The sequence below is a fragment of the Streptomyces sp. NPDC111656 genome (genome assembly GCF_055656965.1).
The window spans coordinates 566,066-581,686 of the sequence record NZ_JBVKCA010000004.1 but is presented as its reverse complement, the minus strand read 5'-3'; the positions used below and the strand labels follow the sequence as shown (position 1 = coordinate 581,686).

At 70.1% G+C, this 15,621-nt stretch carries 11 protein-coding genes; 10 read left to right on the top strand and 1 reads right to left on the bottom strand.

Going from position 1 to position 15,621, the window contains the following annotated elements; translation table 11 throughout:
* Window positions 1-46 precede the first annotated feature (46 nt).
* Both ACZ7M3_RS16005 and ACZ7M3_RS16000 read left to right on the top strand, forming a co-directional pair.
* The gene (locus tag ACZ7M3_RS16005; protein ID WP_472063813.1) at window positions 47-859 is read left to right on the top strand and encodes a LysR family transcriptional regulator; all 813 of its coding nucleotides are present in this window, start codon (window positions 47-49) and stop codon (window positions 857-859) included.
* A gap of 56 nt (window positions 860-915) precedes the next feature.
* Window positions 916-1,776, top strand: a complete 861-nt coding sequence (locus ACZ7M3_RS16000) for a helix-turn-helix transcriptional regulator (RefSeq protein WP_472063811.1) — start codon at window positions 916-918, stop codon at window positions 1,774-1,776.
* A gap of 91 nt (window positions 1,777-1,867) precedes the next feature.
* On the opposite strand, the gene ACZ7M3_RS15995 is transcribed toward ACZ7M3_RS16000, so the two are convergent.
* Window positions 1,868-3,544, bottom strand: a complete 1,677-nt coding sequence (locus ACZ7M3_RS15995) for an SWIM zinc finger family protein (protein ID WP_472063809.1) — start codon at window positions 3,542-3,544, stop codon at window positions 1,868-1,870.
* Window positions 3,545-3,975: 431 nt separating this feature from the next.
* On the opposite strand from ACZ7M3_RS15995, the gene ACZ7M3_RS15990 reads away from it, so the two are divergent.
* From ACZ7M3_RS15990 to ACZ7M3_RS15955, 8 genes are all read left to right on the top strand, one after another.
* On the top strand, window positions 3,976-4,557 hold the full coding sequence (locus ACZ7M3_RS15990) for a hypothetical protein (protein ID WP_472063807.1): 582 nt from the start codon (window positions 3,976-3,978) through the stop codon (window positions 4,555-4,557).
* A complete protein-coding gene (locus tag ACZ7M3_RS15985; protein WP_472063805.1) occupies window positions 4,554-5,216 on the top strand; it encodes a hypothetical protein in 663 nt (220 codons plus the stop codon). The genes ACZ7M3_RS15990 and ACZ7M3_RS15985 overlap by 4 nt, the downstream gene beginning before the upstream one ends.
* The gene (locus ACZ7M3_RS15980) at window positions 5,216-9,964 is read left to right on the top strand and encodes a putative T7SS-secreted protein (protein ID WP_472063803.1); all 4,749 of its coding nucleotides are present in this window, start codon (window positions 5,216-5,218) and stop codon (window positions 9,962-9,964) included. The genes ACZ7M3_RS15985 and ACZ7M3_RS15980 overlap by 1 nt, the downstream gene beginning before the upstream one ends.
* A 10-nt stretch (window positions 9,965-9,974) precedes the next feature.
* Window positions 9,975-10,733, top strand: a complete 759-nt coding sequence (locus ACZ7M3_RS15975; protein WP_472063801.1) for a hypothetical protein — start codon at window positions 9,975-9,977, stop codon at window positions 10,731-10,733.
* A gap of 839 nt (window positions 10,734-11,572) precedes the next feature.
* On the top strand, window positions 11,573-12,631 hold the full coding sequence (locus ACZ7M3_RS15970; protein WP_472063799.1) for a lytic transglycosylase domain-containing protein: 1,059 nt from the start codon (window positions 11,573-11,575) through the stop codon (window positions 12,629-12,631).
* 54 nt (window positions 12,632-12,685) lie between these two features.
* Window positions 12,686-13,729 (top strand): RNA polymerase sigma factor, encoded by a 1,044-nt coding sequence (locus ACZ7M3_RS15965; RefSeq protein ID WP_472063797.1) that lies wholly within the window; start codon window positions 12,686-12,688, stop codon window positions 13,727-13,729.
* Between the two features lie 180 nt (window positions 13,730-13,909).
* Window positions 13,910-14,854, top strand: coding sequence for an ABC transporter ATP-binding protein (locus ACZ7M3_RS15960; protein ID WP_355421289.1), 945 nt, complete (start codon window positions 13,910-13,912; stop codon window positions 14,852-14,854).
* On the top strand, window positions 14,851-15,621 hold the full coding sequence (locus tag ACZ7M3_RS15955) for an MlaE family ABC transporter permease (RefSeq protein ID WP_472063795.1): 771 nt from the start codon (window positions 14,851-14,853) through the stop codon (window positions 15,619-15,621). Before ACZ7M3_RS15960 ends, ACZ7M3_RS15955 begins: the two co-directional genes overlap by 4 nt.

Sequence of the window (15,621 nt, the reverse complement as noted above, 5' to 3'; positions counted from 1 at the left end):
CATCACGCGTCCAATACCTCTTCGGGCACATTGATACCCTCAGGGCATGGATCTGGACCTGCGCAAACTGCGGTATTTCACGGCCGTCGCGCAGCACGAGCACTTCGGCCGCGCCGCCGCACAACTGCACATCGCACAGCCCGTGCTGAGCCGTCAGATCCGGGCGCTGGAACAGGAGTTGGGCTGCGCGCTGCTGGTACGTACGACCCGCAGCGTGCGTCTGACCCCGGCCGGCCGACAACTCTACGAAGACGCGCCGGGCGTACTGGCCGCCGCGCAGGCCGCCACCCGCCGGGTGCACGGCGCCGCCCGCGAGGACCGTCTGGTCGTCGGCTTCGCCCCCGGTCTGAGCGTCTCCCCCGCGGTCCGCGCGTTCACCCGGACCCACCCCGACGTCGAGATCGAACTGCTCCACCTGAACTGGTACGAGAAGGGCGAGGCGCTCCGGGACGGCCGGGCCGACGTCGGGTTCCTGCGCCACCCCTTCGACGTGGAGGGGATACACACCATCCCGGTGGGCAGCGAACCGAAGGTCGTATGCCTCCCCACCACCCACCCCCTGGCGTCCCGCCGCCGCCTGACCCTGGCCGCCCTCGACGGCGAGACGATCCTGGACTTCCAGGCGCGCCGCACCGCGACGGTGGAGGAGAAACTCGAACTGGTCGCGGCCGGACGCGGCATAGCACTTCTGCCACGCAGCGTCGCCCGCTCCTACTCACGCCCCGACCTCGTGAACCGCCCGGTGACCGACGTCCCACCGACCGAGATCTGCCTAGCCGTACTCGAGGGCCGCCGCGACGGACACCTGACCGACTTCCTGACCACGGCGACACACGCACTCTCCGAACCCCACTCCTGAAGCCCCCTCCAGGGTCGCTCCCCCGGGTTCCTGCGAAAGTTGCGAAAATAGGGGCCATGACGCGCAACGCATCCACCGAACTGGGCGAATTCCTCAGGGCCCGGCGCGCGGAGCTCACCCCCCGTTCCGTGGGGCTGCCCGGCGGGACCGTCCGGCGGGTGCCGGGCCTGCGCCGGGAGGAAGTGGCCATGCTGGCCGCGATCAGCACCGACCACTACACCCGCCTGGAACAGGGCCGCATCCAGGCGTCCGAGCCCGTCCTGGACGCCATCACCCGCGTCCTGGACCTGGACGAGGACCAGCGCGCCTACGTGTTCGAACTGGCCGGCAAGGAACCCGCGCGCCCGCGCCCGCAAGGCGTGCAGAAGGTCCAACCACAGTTGCAGCGCCTGCTCGACGACCTCATCTCCATCCCCGCCATGGTCCTGGGCCGCCAGATGGACGTACTGGCCTGGAACCCCCTGGCCGCCGCCCTGATAGGCGACTTCGCCCAACTCCCGGCCGAGGAACGCAACTACGCCCGAATGGTCTTCACCCCCGCCATGCGCAAGCTGTACGCGGACTGGGAGACCACGGCCCGCACAACGGTCGCCCAACTCCGCATGGAGGCCGCTCACAACGCCGGCTCCCCCCGCCTCACCACCCTCGTGAACGACCTCTCCGAGCAGGACCCCGACTTCCGCCGCTGGTGGTCCGCCCACCACGTGGCCGCCCGCACCACCGGCACCAAGACCCTCAACCATCCGATCGCCGGCACCCTCGTCCTCGAATGGGACACCCTCACCGCCGGCACCGACCCCGACCAACAACTCATCATCTGGACCGCCACCCCCGACACCTCCACCGAGGAGGGCCTGCGGTTCCTTGCGTCGTGGGCGGCGGGGGGCCAGGAGGCCGACCGGGGCACCTCGGGCTGACGCCACCACCCAGGGCGCGGGCATGCTGGTCGCGTACTGCCGGGGACCCTCACGTCGCCCGCATGTACATCGGCGCCGGGTCAGTCAGTCCTCACAGACTGTGTTGTTCCATCAGGCGCATGAGGTTCCGCTTGCGTTTCTGGGTGGTGCGCAGGGCGGTGACATACGCGCTGAACTCCTCCGGTGTGCCCAGGCGGCGATGACAGTCGCGCATGCCGAGCAGCAGGCTGACGAGCTGCTCGTACACCGCGTTGCCGGTCTGTTGCATCAGCGGCTCGGCCAGGCGCAGGTAAACGCCGAGCGCGTCGGCGGGACGGACTGCGCAAGCCTGGTCGGCGAGTGTGAGCCACTGCCGGTCATGAGCACCTGCTTCGGCGGCGGCCTGCCAAGCGGCCTCGACATCCTTGTCGTCGAGCAGGGCGTCAACCAGGACGGGCCCCCCGTACCAACCCCCGTGCCGCCGCCCCGCGTCCTCGCGCAACAACGCCAGCGCACCCACGTGTTCGGCCGGCCAGCAGTCGGCGGCCCGCGCGGCGGCGCGCAACTGCTGGTAGGCCAGCAGGGTGCGGCGGGCACCGAAGTGGTCGCGGCGCAGGCTGACGGCGTCGGGGAGCCGGGCCGCCCGCGCGTAACGCTCACAGAGATCGTCGACGAGGGCGGTGTCGACGGCGCCGAGGTCCCGGGCTTCCCGGACGCCGCGTTCCGCCCAGAGCAGCGCCTCGTCGGAGCGTCCCGCGGAGTCCAGCTCGCGGGCGATGACCAGATGCGTATGGCCGTTCGCCGCGAGGTCGGCCGCGTGCACGGCGATCACCGCGTCGACGTCGCCTCCCGCCTTGGCCAGCCGCTCCATGAGGTACTTCTCCGCCCAGCCGGTGCGCTTGCGCCGCCATGCCCGGGTCGCCAGCTCTCGCAGGACGTCCATCCCACCTTCGCCAAGGACATCGACATAGTCGCGCGGATCGATATCGGTGATGCCGTCAACGTCGCCGAGCACATGGCCGACCAGCCAGCGGGCCAACTCCTCCGGGTCGGGGCGCGCCACACGGCACGCGTCGAGATGGGCGCCGACGAGGGCCGCGCCGACCTGCCCGAGCCCTCCGTCGGAGTCGTCGACGCTCTCCACCGCCTCGGCCAGCAGCCGCATCGCCTCCCGCGCCACGGTGATCGCGTCGGCGGCCCGCCCCGAGCCGGTGAGCGCCCCGATCGCGGACACCGCCTGCCCGGCCTGGTCGGCGTAGGCGCGGGCATCGGCGTACTCGACGTACCCGTACTGCGCGAACGGGCCGATGTCGAGCAGCTCACGGACGCGCGCCCGGACCGCGGCGAGATCCCCGCGCACACTCGCGGCCCGCAGCTCCAGCCGACGCCGCAACTGCCGATCCTCGTCGATCTGTTCCCGCACCAGGGCAAGCAACTCGTCCTTGGAAAGGCCGGACAGCCAGACGTCAAGGTCCCGCACACGGGTCCTGGCCGCCTCGCGCTGCCGCGGCAGGCTCTCAGCCTGGGCGATCACGGTCAGACCGAGAGCAACCAAATGCTTGCAGAAGTTGCCCTCCAGACCGTACGGGCAATCACACTCGCCGCCGGGCCCGTCCAAGCGCAGCTCTACCTCGTACCGCTCCGTCCCATGGACGATCGCGGTGACCCAGCCGTCACCGACCTCGACCCCGGACACCGCATCGAGGTACCCGAGCCCACGCTCGAAGGAACGGGCGCCCGCCAGCGCTTTGAGGTTGGCCTCGGTGAGGCTGCGCCTAGTTCTATCCACCCTGCCCAGGTTACGTACTTGATACGCCGTCAGCTTAGAGATGGGCAGGACCACGAGCCCTCTGCGAGCGGAGCGCTGGCTGATTGGCGTGGAGTTGCGCACACAGCTCCGGAGACCGTGACCGCCTCCCGCGCGGCGGACGGTCACGCTGCGTCCCAACTGTTGGTACTCAGCTGACCTGCCAAAATACGCTCCCCCTCCAGACCAGGCTCTGCGAAGTCGGTGCAGCAGTACCTTGACGAGTCCTCGCAGGACCTGAAGGACCTGTATGCCTATCTCGACGAGCTTCTCGGGACCGCCAGACCGGCCGCACCTGCTCAGGCCGGGGACGACCGAGGAGCTGCGAGTGCACGTCTATGGCGAGCCCACTGGGACGAGGGTGTGACGGGGTCGGTGTTGTTTCCTCTGAATGCGGTTGTGAAGATAGCCGTATGTCTGAGCACGGGGGCGGGGCGGACATGCCACCGCAGAACAACCTTCCCAGGTCACGTCTTGCGGACTACGCGGAGATGGTGGACCGGCCTGCCGCGCCGCTGCCGGTGGCGTCTTCGCAGGAGCGTCGAGATCCGACTCAGCAGGAGCCCGTTCAGAAGTTCTCGCCGGAGTCTGCGCCTGAAGACGCTGAAGTTACCGCGCGTCGGCAGGAGTTCACGGCGTTTCTGGGGGAGTTCCGGCGTACGGCGGTCCTGGTTCCGCTCGGGGACGAGCCCGGCCTCGACGGTGAACGCGGCCTTTTGACGGCGGACTTGGGCGGCATCCGTTTCATCCTCGCCTTCTCCGACGAACAGGCCCTGGCCCGCTACGCCCAGGCGCGCGGCGAGATGGCGCGCGAGTGGACGTACCAGACGATCCTCGGCGCCCGGCTGCTCGACGTGGCGGTTCCGGCGGCCGGAGTGCCGTGCGGGGTGGCCCTGGATTGCGCGGACGGTGTGGACGGCATGGTCTTCCCGCCGGTGCGCGGCATCGTGCCCGACGAGGTAGCCGTGGACCGCGAGGAGGGGGACGAGGTATGACCGGCGACGGTGGCAAGGACCTGAAGGCCGACGGACTCGGCCTGATAGCCAAGGGTCTGACCGAGGCCCTGGGCGAGCTGAAGGAGCTGGGCATGGTCGGCACGGCCGGCGCCGGGCGCGGTTTCGGCGACATCGCCCTGTCGGGGCTGGAACTCGGGCACGAGGGGCTGACGGGTGAGTTCAAGTCGTTCTGCGAGCGCTGGGAGTGGGGCGTGCGCTCGCTGATCAACGAGGGCAACGGGTTCGCCGTCAAGACCGGCCTGGCGGCGGGCACGTACTACGAGACCGAGCAGTACGTCGAAGGCAGCTTCAAGATCGTCACCAACGCGGCGATCGGCAATCCGTACGCGTCCGAGGAGCAGGTCACCCAGCAGGGCTGGGGTGACATCGCCACCTCCGGCGCCTACGGCGGCGTCGACTACAGCAAGGAGTCCTTCGACCGGGCAATGGACAACAGTGCCCAGGGCTGGAAGGACGCCGGCCGCGATGTCATGACCTCCCACACCGTCGGACCGCTGGGCCTCAACCCCGAGAACCTCCACAACGCCGCTGGAGTCTCCGACGCCGAGTACAACCAGATGCTCGACGACACCTTCGGCCCCTCCCCCGAAGCCCGCGCCGAAGCCGCCCAACAGCAGCAAGGCGGAGGTGAAGGCTGATGGGCGTCTTCGGAGACATCGGCGACGGCCTCAAGGACCTCGGCGGGGACATCAAGGACGGCGTCAACGACGGCCTGAGCAAGGTCGAAGACGGCATCGACTACGGCAAGCAGAAGCTCGGCGAGGGCGTCGACTGGGGCACCAACAAGATCGGCGACGGGCTCGACTACGTCGGCCTGCACGACGCCGCCGACGCCGTCGAGGACTGGGGCGACGACGTCGCCTCCGACCTCGGCGCCACGCCCGGCGAACAGCAGCTCGGCCAGACCGAGGACGCAGGCGAACTGGTCCACGGCAACCCCGGCAAGATCCGCGAGAGCGCCAAGCACCTCAAGGACTTCCACACCGCCTTCGACCATGTCGGCCAGGGCATGAAGAAGGTCGACTCCGACGGCTGGAAGGGCGAGGGCGGCGACGCCTTCCGCGAGAAGTTCGGCGTCCACCCCACCAAATGGGCCCAGGCCGCGGATGCCTGCGACACCGCCGCCGGCGCCCTGGAGTCGTACGCCGACACCGTCAAGTGGGCTCAGGGCAAAGCCCAGGACGCCATCGACCTGTACAAGAAGGGCAAGCACTCCTCCGACGAAGCCGTGCAGGCGTACAACAAGCGCGTCGACGCCTTCAACGGCAAGGTCAAGGCGAACGAGGACCCGGGACCGAGGCCGGAGCCCTTCCAGGACCCCGGCAAGGCCGACGTCAAGAAGGCACACGAGACCCTCGCCGAGGCCCGCAAGCAGCGCAACACCGCCGCCTCCGATGCCCAGACCAAGGTCAAGGCCGCACTCGCCCACGCCCCAGCCGAACCCCCGCCGCTGAACCGCCTCGGCCACGACCTCGTCGACGGCTACCAAGCGGTGAACACCGAACTCACCCACGTCGTCGGCGGCGCCCTCAAAGGCACCGCAGGCCTGCTCAACTTCGTCCGCGGCCTCAATCCGACGGACCCCTACAACCTCACGCACCCGGCCGCGTACGCGCAGAACGTCTCCATGACGCTCTCCGGGCTGGTGTCGACAGCCGCGCACCCGGAGCGGATCGTGACCGCGGCCGTCGACGGCTTCAAGAAGGACCCCTCCGAGTTCATCGGCCGCCTCATCCCCGAACTCATCGGCACCAAGGGCGCGGGCCTCGCCCGAGGCGGGCTGCGGCTCGGGCTGAAGAAGGGCGCGGAGGAGGCCGCGGAGAACGGGGCACGCCGTGCCCTGCGGGACAAGCCCGAGGGCCATGCGGAAAACCCGCGTGAGAAGGTCGAGCGCGACCCCACCGACCCGGTCGATCTGACCACCGGCGTGATGTATCTGCCGCAGACCGACATCACGCTGCCCGGCACTCTGCCCCTGGCCTTCACACGGCGCGTGGAGTCCGGCTACGACCTGGGCCGCTGGTTCGGCCCTTCCTGGTCCTCCACTGTCGACGAACGACTCGAGATCGACGCCGAGGGCGTCGTCCTCGTCAGTGCCGACGGCCTCCTGCTCGCCTACCCGCATCCCGCACCCGGCGTCCCCACCCTGCCAAGTCACGGTCCACGCTGGTCACTCGACCGCACCGACGGCGGCTACACGCTCACCGACCCGGCCACCGGCCGCGTCCGGCATTTCGCCGACCGCACCGAGCACCTGGCGGTCCTGGAACAGATCGACGACCGCAACGGCAACTGGCTCACCTTCGAGTACGACACCGAGGGCACCCCGCTCGCGATCGTCTCCTCAGGCGGCCACCACCTGAAGATCACCACGCGGGACGGGCGGGTGACCGCCCTGCACCTGGCCGGCGCGACGGTGGGCGGCAGCGATCAGGAGATCAAACGCTACAGCTACTCGGACGACGGCCACCTGACCGGGGTCATCAACTCCTCGGGCCTGCCTCTGCGGTTCACGTACGACGAACGCGGCCGTGTCACCTCCTGGACCGACACCAATGAGCGCTCCTACACCTACGAGTACGACGAGAAGGACCGCTGCATCGCGGAGGGCGGCGCCGAGGGCCACATGAGCCTGCGGCTGTCCTACGACGGGTCGGATCCGGAAACCGGCCACGGCGTTACCACGACCACGACCGGTGAGGGTCACACCCGCCGCTACCTCGTCAACAGCACCTGCCACGTGGTCGCCGAGATCGATCCGCTCGGCAACGTCATCCGCTTCGAACGCGACCGCCATGGCCGCCTGTTGTCCCGTACCGACCCGCTCGGCCACACGGCTCGCTACGAGTACGACCACAGGGGGAACCTGACCCGGGCCGTCCGTGTCGACGGCCGCGAAATCCGCGCGGAATACGACGAGCAGGACCTGCCGGTGAAAATCACCGGCACCGACGGCTCCGTCCAGCGCTACGTCTACGACGAGCGCGGCAACCGCACCCGCTTCACCAACCCCGCAGCCCAGACCACCACCTTCAGCTACGACGAAGCGGGCCGCCTCACCTCGATCGTCGACCCCCTCGGCCACACGACCACGGTGCGCTGCAACCCCGCGGGGCTGCCGCTGCAGATCACCGACCCGTCCGGCGCAGTGACCCGCTACGAACGCGATGCCTTCGGCCGCCCGGTGACGATCACCGACCCGACCGGGGTGACCACGCGCCTGGAGTGGACGGTCGAGGGACACCTGGCCCGCCGCATCGCCCCCGCCGGCACGACCGAGTCGTGGACGTACGACGGCGAGGGCAACTGCACCAGCCACACCGACCCGCTGGGCGGCACGATCCGCTACGAGTACACGCACTTCGACCTGATGACCGCTCGTACCGGCCCGGACGGCGCCCGCCACGCATTCACGCACGACGAGGAACTGCGCCTCACCAAGGTCACCAACCCGCAGGGCCTGACGTGGAGTTACGCCTACGATCCGGCAGGCCACCTCATCTCCGAGACGGACTTCGACGAGCGCACCCTCACCTACACCCACGACGCAGTGGGCCGCCTGGCCTCCCGCACGAACGATCTCGGCCAGGTCATCACGTACGAGCGCGACGCGCTCGGCCAGATCGTCCGTAAGGACGCCCACGGGCGGCTCACGACGTACGCCTACGATGTGACCGACCAGCTCGCCCAGGCCACCGGCCCCGACGGCGGCACGCTCACGCTGCTGCGCGACCAGCAGGGCAATCTCCGCACGGAGACCGTCGACGGCCGTTCCCTGCACTGGGTCCACGACTCCCTGGGCCGCCGCACCAGCCGCACCACACCCGGTGGCGCCACCACGACCTGGTCCTACGACCCGGCGGGCAACGTCACGTCGATGACCGCCTCGGGCCGCCCCATCACCTTCACGTACGACGGAAACGGCCGTGAGGTCACCCGTACCGTCGGCGACACCCTCACCCTGAACCAGGTGTATGACCCGGTGGGGCGGCTCACCGCTCTGACCGCCACGGCCGGCACGCGCACGGTCCAGCAGCGCGCCTACACCTACCGCGCGGACGGCCACCTCACCGGCGTCGACGACCTCCTGACCGGGCAGCGTCGGTTCGAGCTCGACGCGGTGGGACGCGTCACCGCCGTGCAGGCCGCGAACTGGACAGAGACCTATGCCTACGACGCCGTCGGCAACCAGACCCACGCCGACTGGCCCGGCGTCCACCCCGGCCACGAGGCCACCGGCGAACGCGTCTACACCGGCACCCGAATAACCCGCGCTGGAGCCGTCCGCTACGAGCACGACACACTCGGCCGGATCGTGCTGCGCCAGAAGACCCGCCTCTCCCGTCGCCCCGACACCTGGCGCTACGAGTGGGACGCCGAGGACCGGCTGACCGCCACGGTCACCCCCGACGGCACCCGCTGGCGCTACACCTACGACCCGCTCGGGCGCCGCACGGCGAAACTCCGCCTGGCCGCCGACGGCGAGACGGTCGTCGAGCGCGTGACCTTCACCTGGGACGGCACAACCCTCTGTGAACAGACCTCCGTGTCCCAGGAGTTGTCGAATCCGGTCACCCTGACCTGGGACCACCGGGAACTGCGTCCGATCGCCCAGACCGAACGCATCACGGCCGCCGACGCCCCGCAGGAGGAGATCGACTCCCGCTTCTTCTCCATCATCACCGACCTGATCGGCACCCCCACCGAACTCGTCGACGAACACAGCACCATCGCCTGGCACACCCGCGCCACGCTCTGGGGCTCCACCGCGTGGCCGGCCGGCAGTCCGGCCTACACACCCCTTCGCTTCCCGGGCCAGTACTACGACCCGGAGACGGGCCTGCACTACAACTACTTCCGCCACTACGACCCGGAAACCGCCCGCTACCTCACACCGGATCCCCTCGGCCTCACTCCGGCACCCAACCCCGCCGCCTATGTCCACAACCCGCACACGTGGAGCGACCCACTCGGCCTTGCGCCCAAGTGCCCGTTGGAGAAGGCCAAAAGCGCCACGGACAAGATCATCGAGCGTGCCCAAGAGGGCAAGATGAGGAAGGACAGCGACTATCACCCGCACTTCGGCGACGACCGCGTGCTGGAGATCCTGAAGAACCCGGACGCCGTGTATCTCTCCGAGGGAGGCCGCGGAACTCTCACCTTCCGACAGGGCGAGGACATCGTGATCACGAAGGGGCCCGGAGCCGGCGCAGGCGACGTGATCACCGGCTACGGCCCGTCCGGGATCAAGGGGGAAAGCGGAGTCAAGGCACTGGGCGGATCGGTCGACGATCCCGGGGCCCCGGTGACTCACGACGCTATCGTGAACGGGGAAATTCCAAGTAGCAGAGGTGGCACCATGCCACCCGCCAAGCAGATTCGATGAGGCGGCATCCATGGTGAAGTTCTCGGTCGGCGAGACCATGAGTGTCGAAACGACGGGAAACCCGCTGGCGTTCACTCCACGTTTCAATTTCTCCGGCCCTCAGGTGATCGTCGCGGGATACGCAGACCCGGAAGGACGCGAGCGGCAGCTGGCAGGCACCTTCGGCAGCATGCAGTGGCTGTGGTCGGAGAACGACCATGTGCGGTTCGACCAGGGCAGCAGGGAACTGTGCAGTCTCATGCTTTTCGTACCCCCGAAATCCGTTCCCGCCGAGGTCTGTCACCGCATGCCCGACGGGCCGCGGACGGTTCCGGGCGGGCTGCGAGCAGACACTGCGCAGGACTTCGACCTGCCCCAGGCCACGGTCTTCTGCTGCGGCCCCGAAGCCACCGAGTTGAGGTGCGTCAGGGACCTCAGCGCGCTCGACGGGCCGCTGGACGCCCGGATCGGCATCGCCCCTGACGTGGACCTCTTGGTCCAGGACGGCTCGGTGGTCGGCTGGAGCCTCACCGATCCCGCCCGCTATCTGACGGACGGTTTCGCCGAGCCCGATACAGCGCCGCCCTCGCCCGCCACCCGGCTCCGGCTCGCCGAGTGCCTAGCCCTGGTCTCCGAGCCGCTCGTCGACGAGGTGATGGACCAGGACGAGCATGCCTGGCGCATGCTCCGGGCCACCGAGCGCGCCCTACGCGACCAGCGGGACGACCGGCGTCGCGCGGACGTCCTGCACCAGGTCATCAGCCGTCTGATCGAGGACTACGAGTCCTGACAGCCGCAGGTCGGCCGGGAACGGACCCGCACAGTGTCGAGAAGTCCTTGAACGGGCACTCGTACACCCCGAAGGTCGACGGTATCGACGTCCGTGAGTACGTCGCCGCTGTCGAACTACACGCCGATCCCCGACCTCCACCGAGCGTCGTGCTGCTTCTCGCGCCGACGAGGACATGGCCGACCGATCACGGTACGAGGTGAAGCCCCAGGTGGCGGCGGACGAGCCGGGCTGTACGCCGGGGACGGCCGCACGGCGTGCGCAAGCCGCCGCTGAGATGCGCGGTCGTTCCGCGTGACCAGAGGCCGCGCACATCGGGTGCACACCGGCCGGAACAGGGCTCGGCTTCGAGACAGGTACGGCAGTCCACCGGATCCGCGATCAAGGACGCGCGGCCGAGGAGCTCATCGAGCAAGCCGGGCTCGGTGCGGCTTGCGGGGGTCAAGTCCTCGGCCGGACCACGCAAACCCGGTCAACCAGGGTCAACCAGTTCGAATGCCGCTCGGTCGCGTCCAGCCGCTCCGGCCCGCCGACCGGTCCGTGTCCCTGCACGCCGTTCGCCGCCTCGTCCCCGCACGCCATTCGCCGCCTCGAAGTCCCGCAGGCCGCTGTGACCTGCCTGGAACCACTGGCCTGACACCGTGAAGCCCTCGCGTCATCACCCACGCGTCCGCCGGGTCCTCGAGACCGCACCGCCCCGGCCGCCCGGGCCGCCCGGGGAGATCTTGACGGACGCGCGTGCGGACCCCGTTCCCCGAAATCGCCCCGCTCCGTGCGACGGACCCGCCGCCCCTCCCCGTAGAGCAGACGACATCAGCTCACAGGGAGGGGAACGCGACGTGGCAGGGCACAGAGTCAGGGGCGCCAGGGGTACGGCGATCGCGGCGGTGGTCATGGCGGCGCTGACCGCGTCACAGGCGCCGGGGGCGGTCCCGGCACGGGCCTCCGCACCCCCGCGGCAGCCGCCCGCCGAGCAGGGGCCGAGCGTGTCGGGCGACACCCGGTACCGCACCGACCTCCCGCCGCTGCGGACCCGGGAACGCAAGGGCGAGGCGTCGGTGGCGGGCGCCGCGCTGCCGGCGAGCGTGTTCGCCGCCTACCGGCACGCCGAGGCGGAACTCGCACGCACCGCGCCCGGCTGCCGGCTGCGGTGGCAGTTGCTGGCCGCGATCGGCCAGGTGGAGTCCGGGCAGGCGCGCGGCGGTCGGGTGACGGCGGACGGTACGACCGTGGCGCCCATCCTCGGGCCGCGGCTGGACGGCGGCGCCTTCGCCGTCGTGCGGGACACCGACGACGGCGCGTACGACGGGGACGCGGCCTACGACCGGGCGGTCGGACCGATGCAGTTCATCCCGTCGACCTGGGCCCGCTGGGGCACGGACGCCAACGGCGACGGGCGGGCCGACCCGGACAACGTCTTCGACGCGTCGCTCGCCGCCGGGCGCTACCTGTGTGCGGGCGGACGAGACCTCTCCGACCCGGCCGAGCTGGACCGGGCGGTCCTCGGATACAACCACTCGGAGGCGTATCTGCGCACGGTCAGGGCCTGGTACGCGTACTTCCTGGAAGGATACCGGGTGGTGCCGGACAGCTCCGCGAAGCCCTCGGCACACCCGGAGCCGTCGCGGCCGCCGTCCACGCCGAAGCCCTCGCCGACACCGTCCGCCCGTCCGAGCGCCGTCCCCTCCCCGACACCGTCCGCACGTCCCTCGCCGACCCCCGGCACGTCCCGTCCGGCGGGCGGGGCCACTCCGACGGACAAGCCCCAACTCCCCTCGCCCGGCGCGGACATCGAACTGCCCGGCGACGACCTGCTGCCCAGCGGCGGTCCGCTGACCAGTAACAGCGGGGACTCGACGGCCTCCGCCCCCTCCACAACCGCGACTACCGGGCGGTAATGTCACCACCCGCCGGACGGCACAGGACCGGCGGGTGAGCGCAAAGGGGCCCTCATGGCGACGGACATGCCGGACATGCCTGCGGAGATACAGGCGGCCCACGACCGTTGGCAGCGCATGTGGAGCCACCGCGAGCAACTGCTCAAGGTGGCCCGGCGCAGGTCGATGAGCCCGGAGGACGCCGAGGACGCGGTGCACGAGGCCATGCTGCGCGCCGCGGAGCGCCCCGACCTGGACGACGAGCGCCTCGGCGGCTGGCTGACGACCGTGACCATGCGGCTGTGTGTCGATCGGTATCGCCAGGTCAACCGTGAGGCCGAGGTACACCGCAGCCCCACGCTCACCGCGCCGGGTCCGGTGCCCGTCGAGGAGGCGGTGTGCGATCGGGCCGAGGCCAGGTGGCTGGCCGTGCGCAGCGGGGAGCTGCCCGGGCGCCAGGCCGAGGCGCTCCGGCTGAAGTCCGAGGGCCTCGACGTCGGCCAGGTCGCCGTGCGCATGGGGCTGAGCTATCGCACCGTCGAGTCGCTGCTCGCCCGGGCCCGGCGCACGCTGCGCAACTCGCTGGCCGGAACGCTGGGCCTCGCCCTGTTCCTGTGGGGGCGCGGCAAGCTGCGCGCGGGCGGACACGCGCAGGCCGTGGCGGTGACCTCGACGGCCGCGACCCTGGTGGTGGCGGGGTTCGTGTTGCCGTACGTCCACGACGGGGTCAGGCAGGGCACGGCTCCCCGACCCTCCGTGTCCCGCATGGCCCAGGCGACCACGCAGACCGTCCGGCCCGACGGCGTCGGCCGGGTGGCCGCCCCGAACGCCCGTGATCTGTCGGCCGCCTCGGCGTCCCACGCGGCGACGCCGACGGTGCCGCCCGGCGATAACGACCGGTCGTTGCTGCCTCTGTCGGTGCCACCGCTGCCGGACGCCTCGCTGTCACCAGTGCCGTCCGTCCCCGACGTCCCCGGCCTGTCCGACCTGCCGAGCGTGCCCGGCCTCCCCGATCTGCCGGCCACGTCCACGGTCCCGACGACGCCTCCGGCCCTCCCGGAGGCTCCCACCACGTCCTCCGCCCCGGTCGACGTACCGACCCCGACCGCGCTGCCGTAGAACCACCGGAGAAACCGGAAAAAGGACTGCCGTAGAACCAGCGGAAAGAGCGCGGCCGTCGAGCCGCCGGAAACCCGGCCGCAAGACCCCCGAAAAAAATCCGCCTCCGTCGCGACGGACGCCCGGCCCCTCCCCGTAGAGCAGATGTCGGAGCTGCTCCACGGCCGAAGGGTGGACCGGATGGGTGTCGAGATCTGTGTGGAAGGGCTGACCAAGTCCTTCGGTCACCAGGTCATCTGGCAGGACGTCTCGCTGACGCTGCCCGCCGGGGAGGTATCGGTCATGCTCGGCCCCTCGGGCACGGGCAAGTCGGTGTTCCTCAAGACGCTCGTCGGACTGCTGAAGCCGGACCGGGGTTCCGTGAAGGTCGCGGGCCGGGACGTCACCAAGCTGCGCGAGCACGAGCTGTACGAGGTGCGGAAGCTGTTCGGGGTGTTGTTCCAGGACGGCGCGCTGTTCGGCTCGATGAGCCTGTACGACAACATCGCCTTCCCGCTGCGCGAGCACACCCGCAAGTCCGAGAGCCAGATCCGGCGCATCGTGCTGGAGAAGATGGACATGGTCGGGCTGATCGGTTCGGAGGGAAAGCTGCCGGGCGAGATCTCCGGTGGGATGCGCAAACGGGCCGGGCTGGCGCGAGCGCTGGTCCTCGATCCGGAGATCATCCTGTTCGACGAACCGGACTCGGGCCTCGACCCGGTGCGCGTCGCGTACCTCAACCAACTCATCGTCGACCTCAACGCGCAGATCAACGCGACGTTCCTGATCGTCACGCACGACATCGCCTCGGCCCGCCAGGTGCCGGACAACATCGGGCTGTTGTTCCGCCGTGAGCTGGTCATGTTCGGGCCCCGTGAGGAGCTGCTGACCAGCGACGAGCCCGTCGTACGGCAATTTCTGAACGGCCGGATGCAGGGGCCGATCGGGATGGCGGAGGAGAAGGACGCCGCGCAGGTCGAGCAGGAGCTGGCGCAGCTCGGCGACGCGGACCGCAAACCCCGCCACGTCGGCAACGACATGACGCCGCGCCTGATGCCGGGCCCCGGCATCGCCCGTCCGCCCCGCTGGGAGGCGATCGCGAGACGCGAGGCCGAGCTGCACCGGAAGGCGGTGACCGGCGCATGAGACTGTCACCCACCGGGGCGCTGAGGCACTCGGGGAACCTCTTCGCGATGGCGCTGGACGTCGTCCGGACCATCCCCCGACGGCCGTTCCAGGCCCGGGAGTTCATCCAGCAGGCCTGGTTCGTCGCGAGCGTCACCATCCTGCCGACGGCCCTGGTGTCCATCCCCTTCGGCGCGGTCATCGCGCTGCAGATCGGCAGCCTGACCCGGCAGCTCGGCGCCCAGTCCTTCTCCGGGGCCGCCTCGGTCCTCGCGGTGCTGCGGGAGGCCTCGCCGATCGTCACCGCGCTGCTGATCGCGGGCGCCGGCGGCACGGCGATCTGCGCGGATCTCGGGGCGCGGAAGATCCGCGAGGAGATCGACGCGATGCGGGTGCTGGGCATCGACCCGATCCACCGGCTGGTCGTCCCGCGGGTCCTGGCGTCGATGGTGGTTGCTGTGCTGCTCAACGGCCTGGTGTCGGTGGTGGGCGTCGCGGGCGGCTACTTCTTCAACGTCGTCCTGCAGAACGGCACGCCGGGCGCGTATCTCGCTTCCTTCACCACGCTCGCCCAGCTCTCCGACCTGTGGGCGGCCGAGATCAAGGCGCTGGTGTTCGGGGCGATCGCCGCGATCGTCGCCTCGTACAAGGGACTCAACGCGAAGGGCGGCCCGAAGGGCGTGGGCGACGCGGTGAACCAGTCGGTGGTGATCACCTTCATGTTGCTGTTCGTGACGAACTTCGTGATGACCGCCGTGTACTTCCAAGTCGTTCCGCAGAGGGGCTGA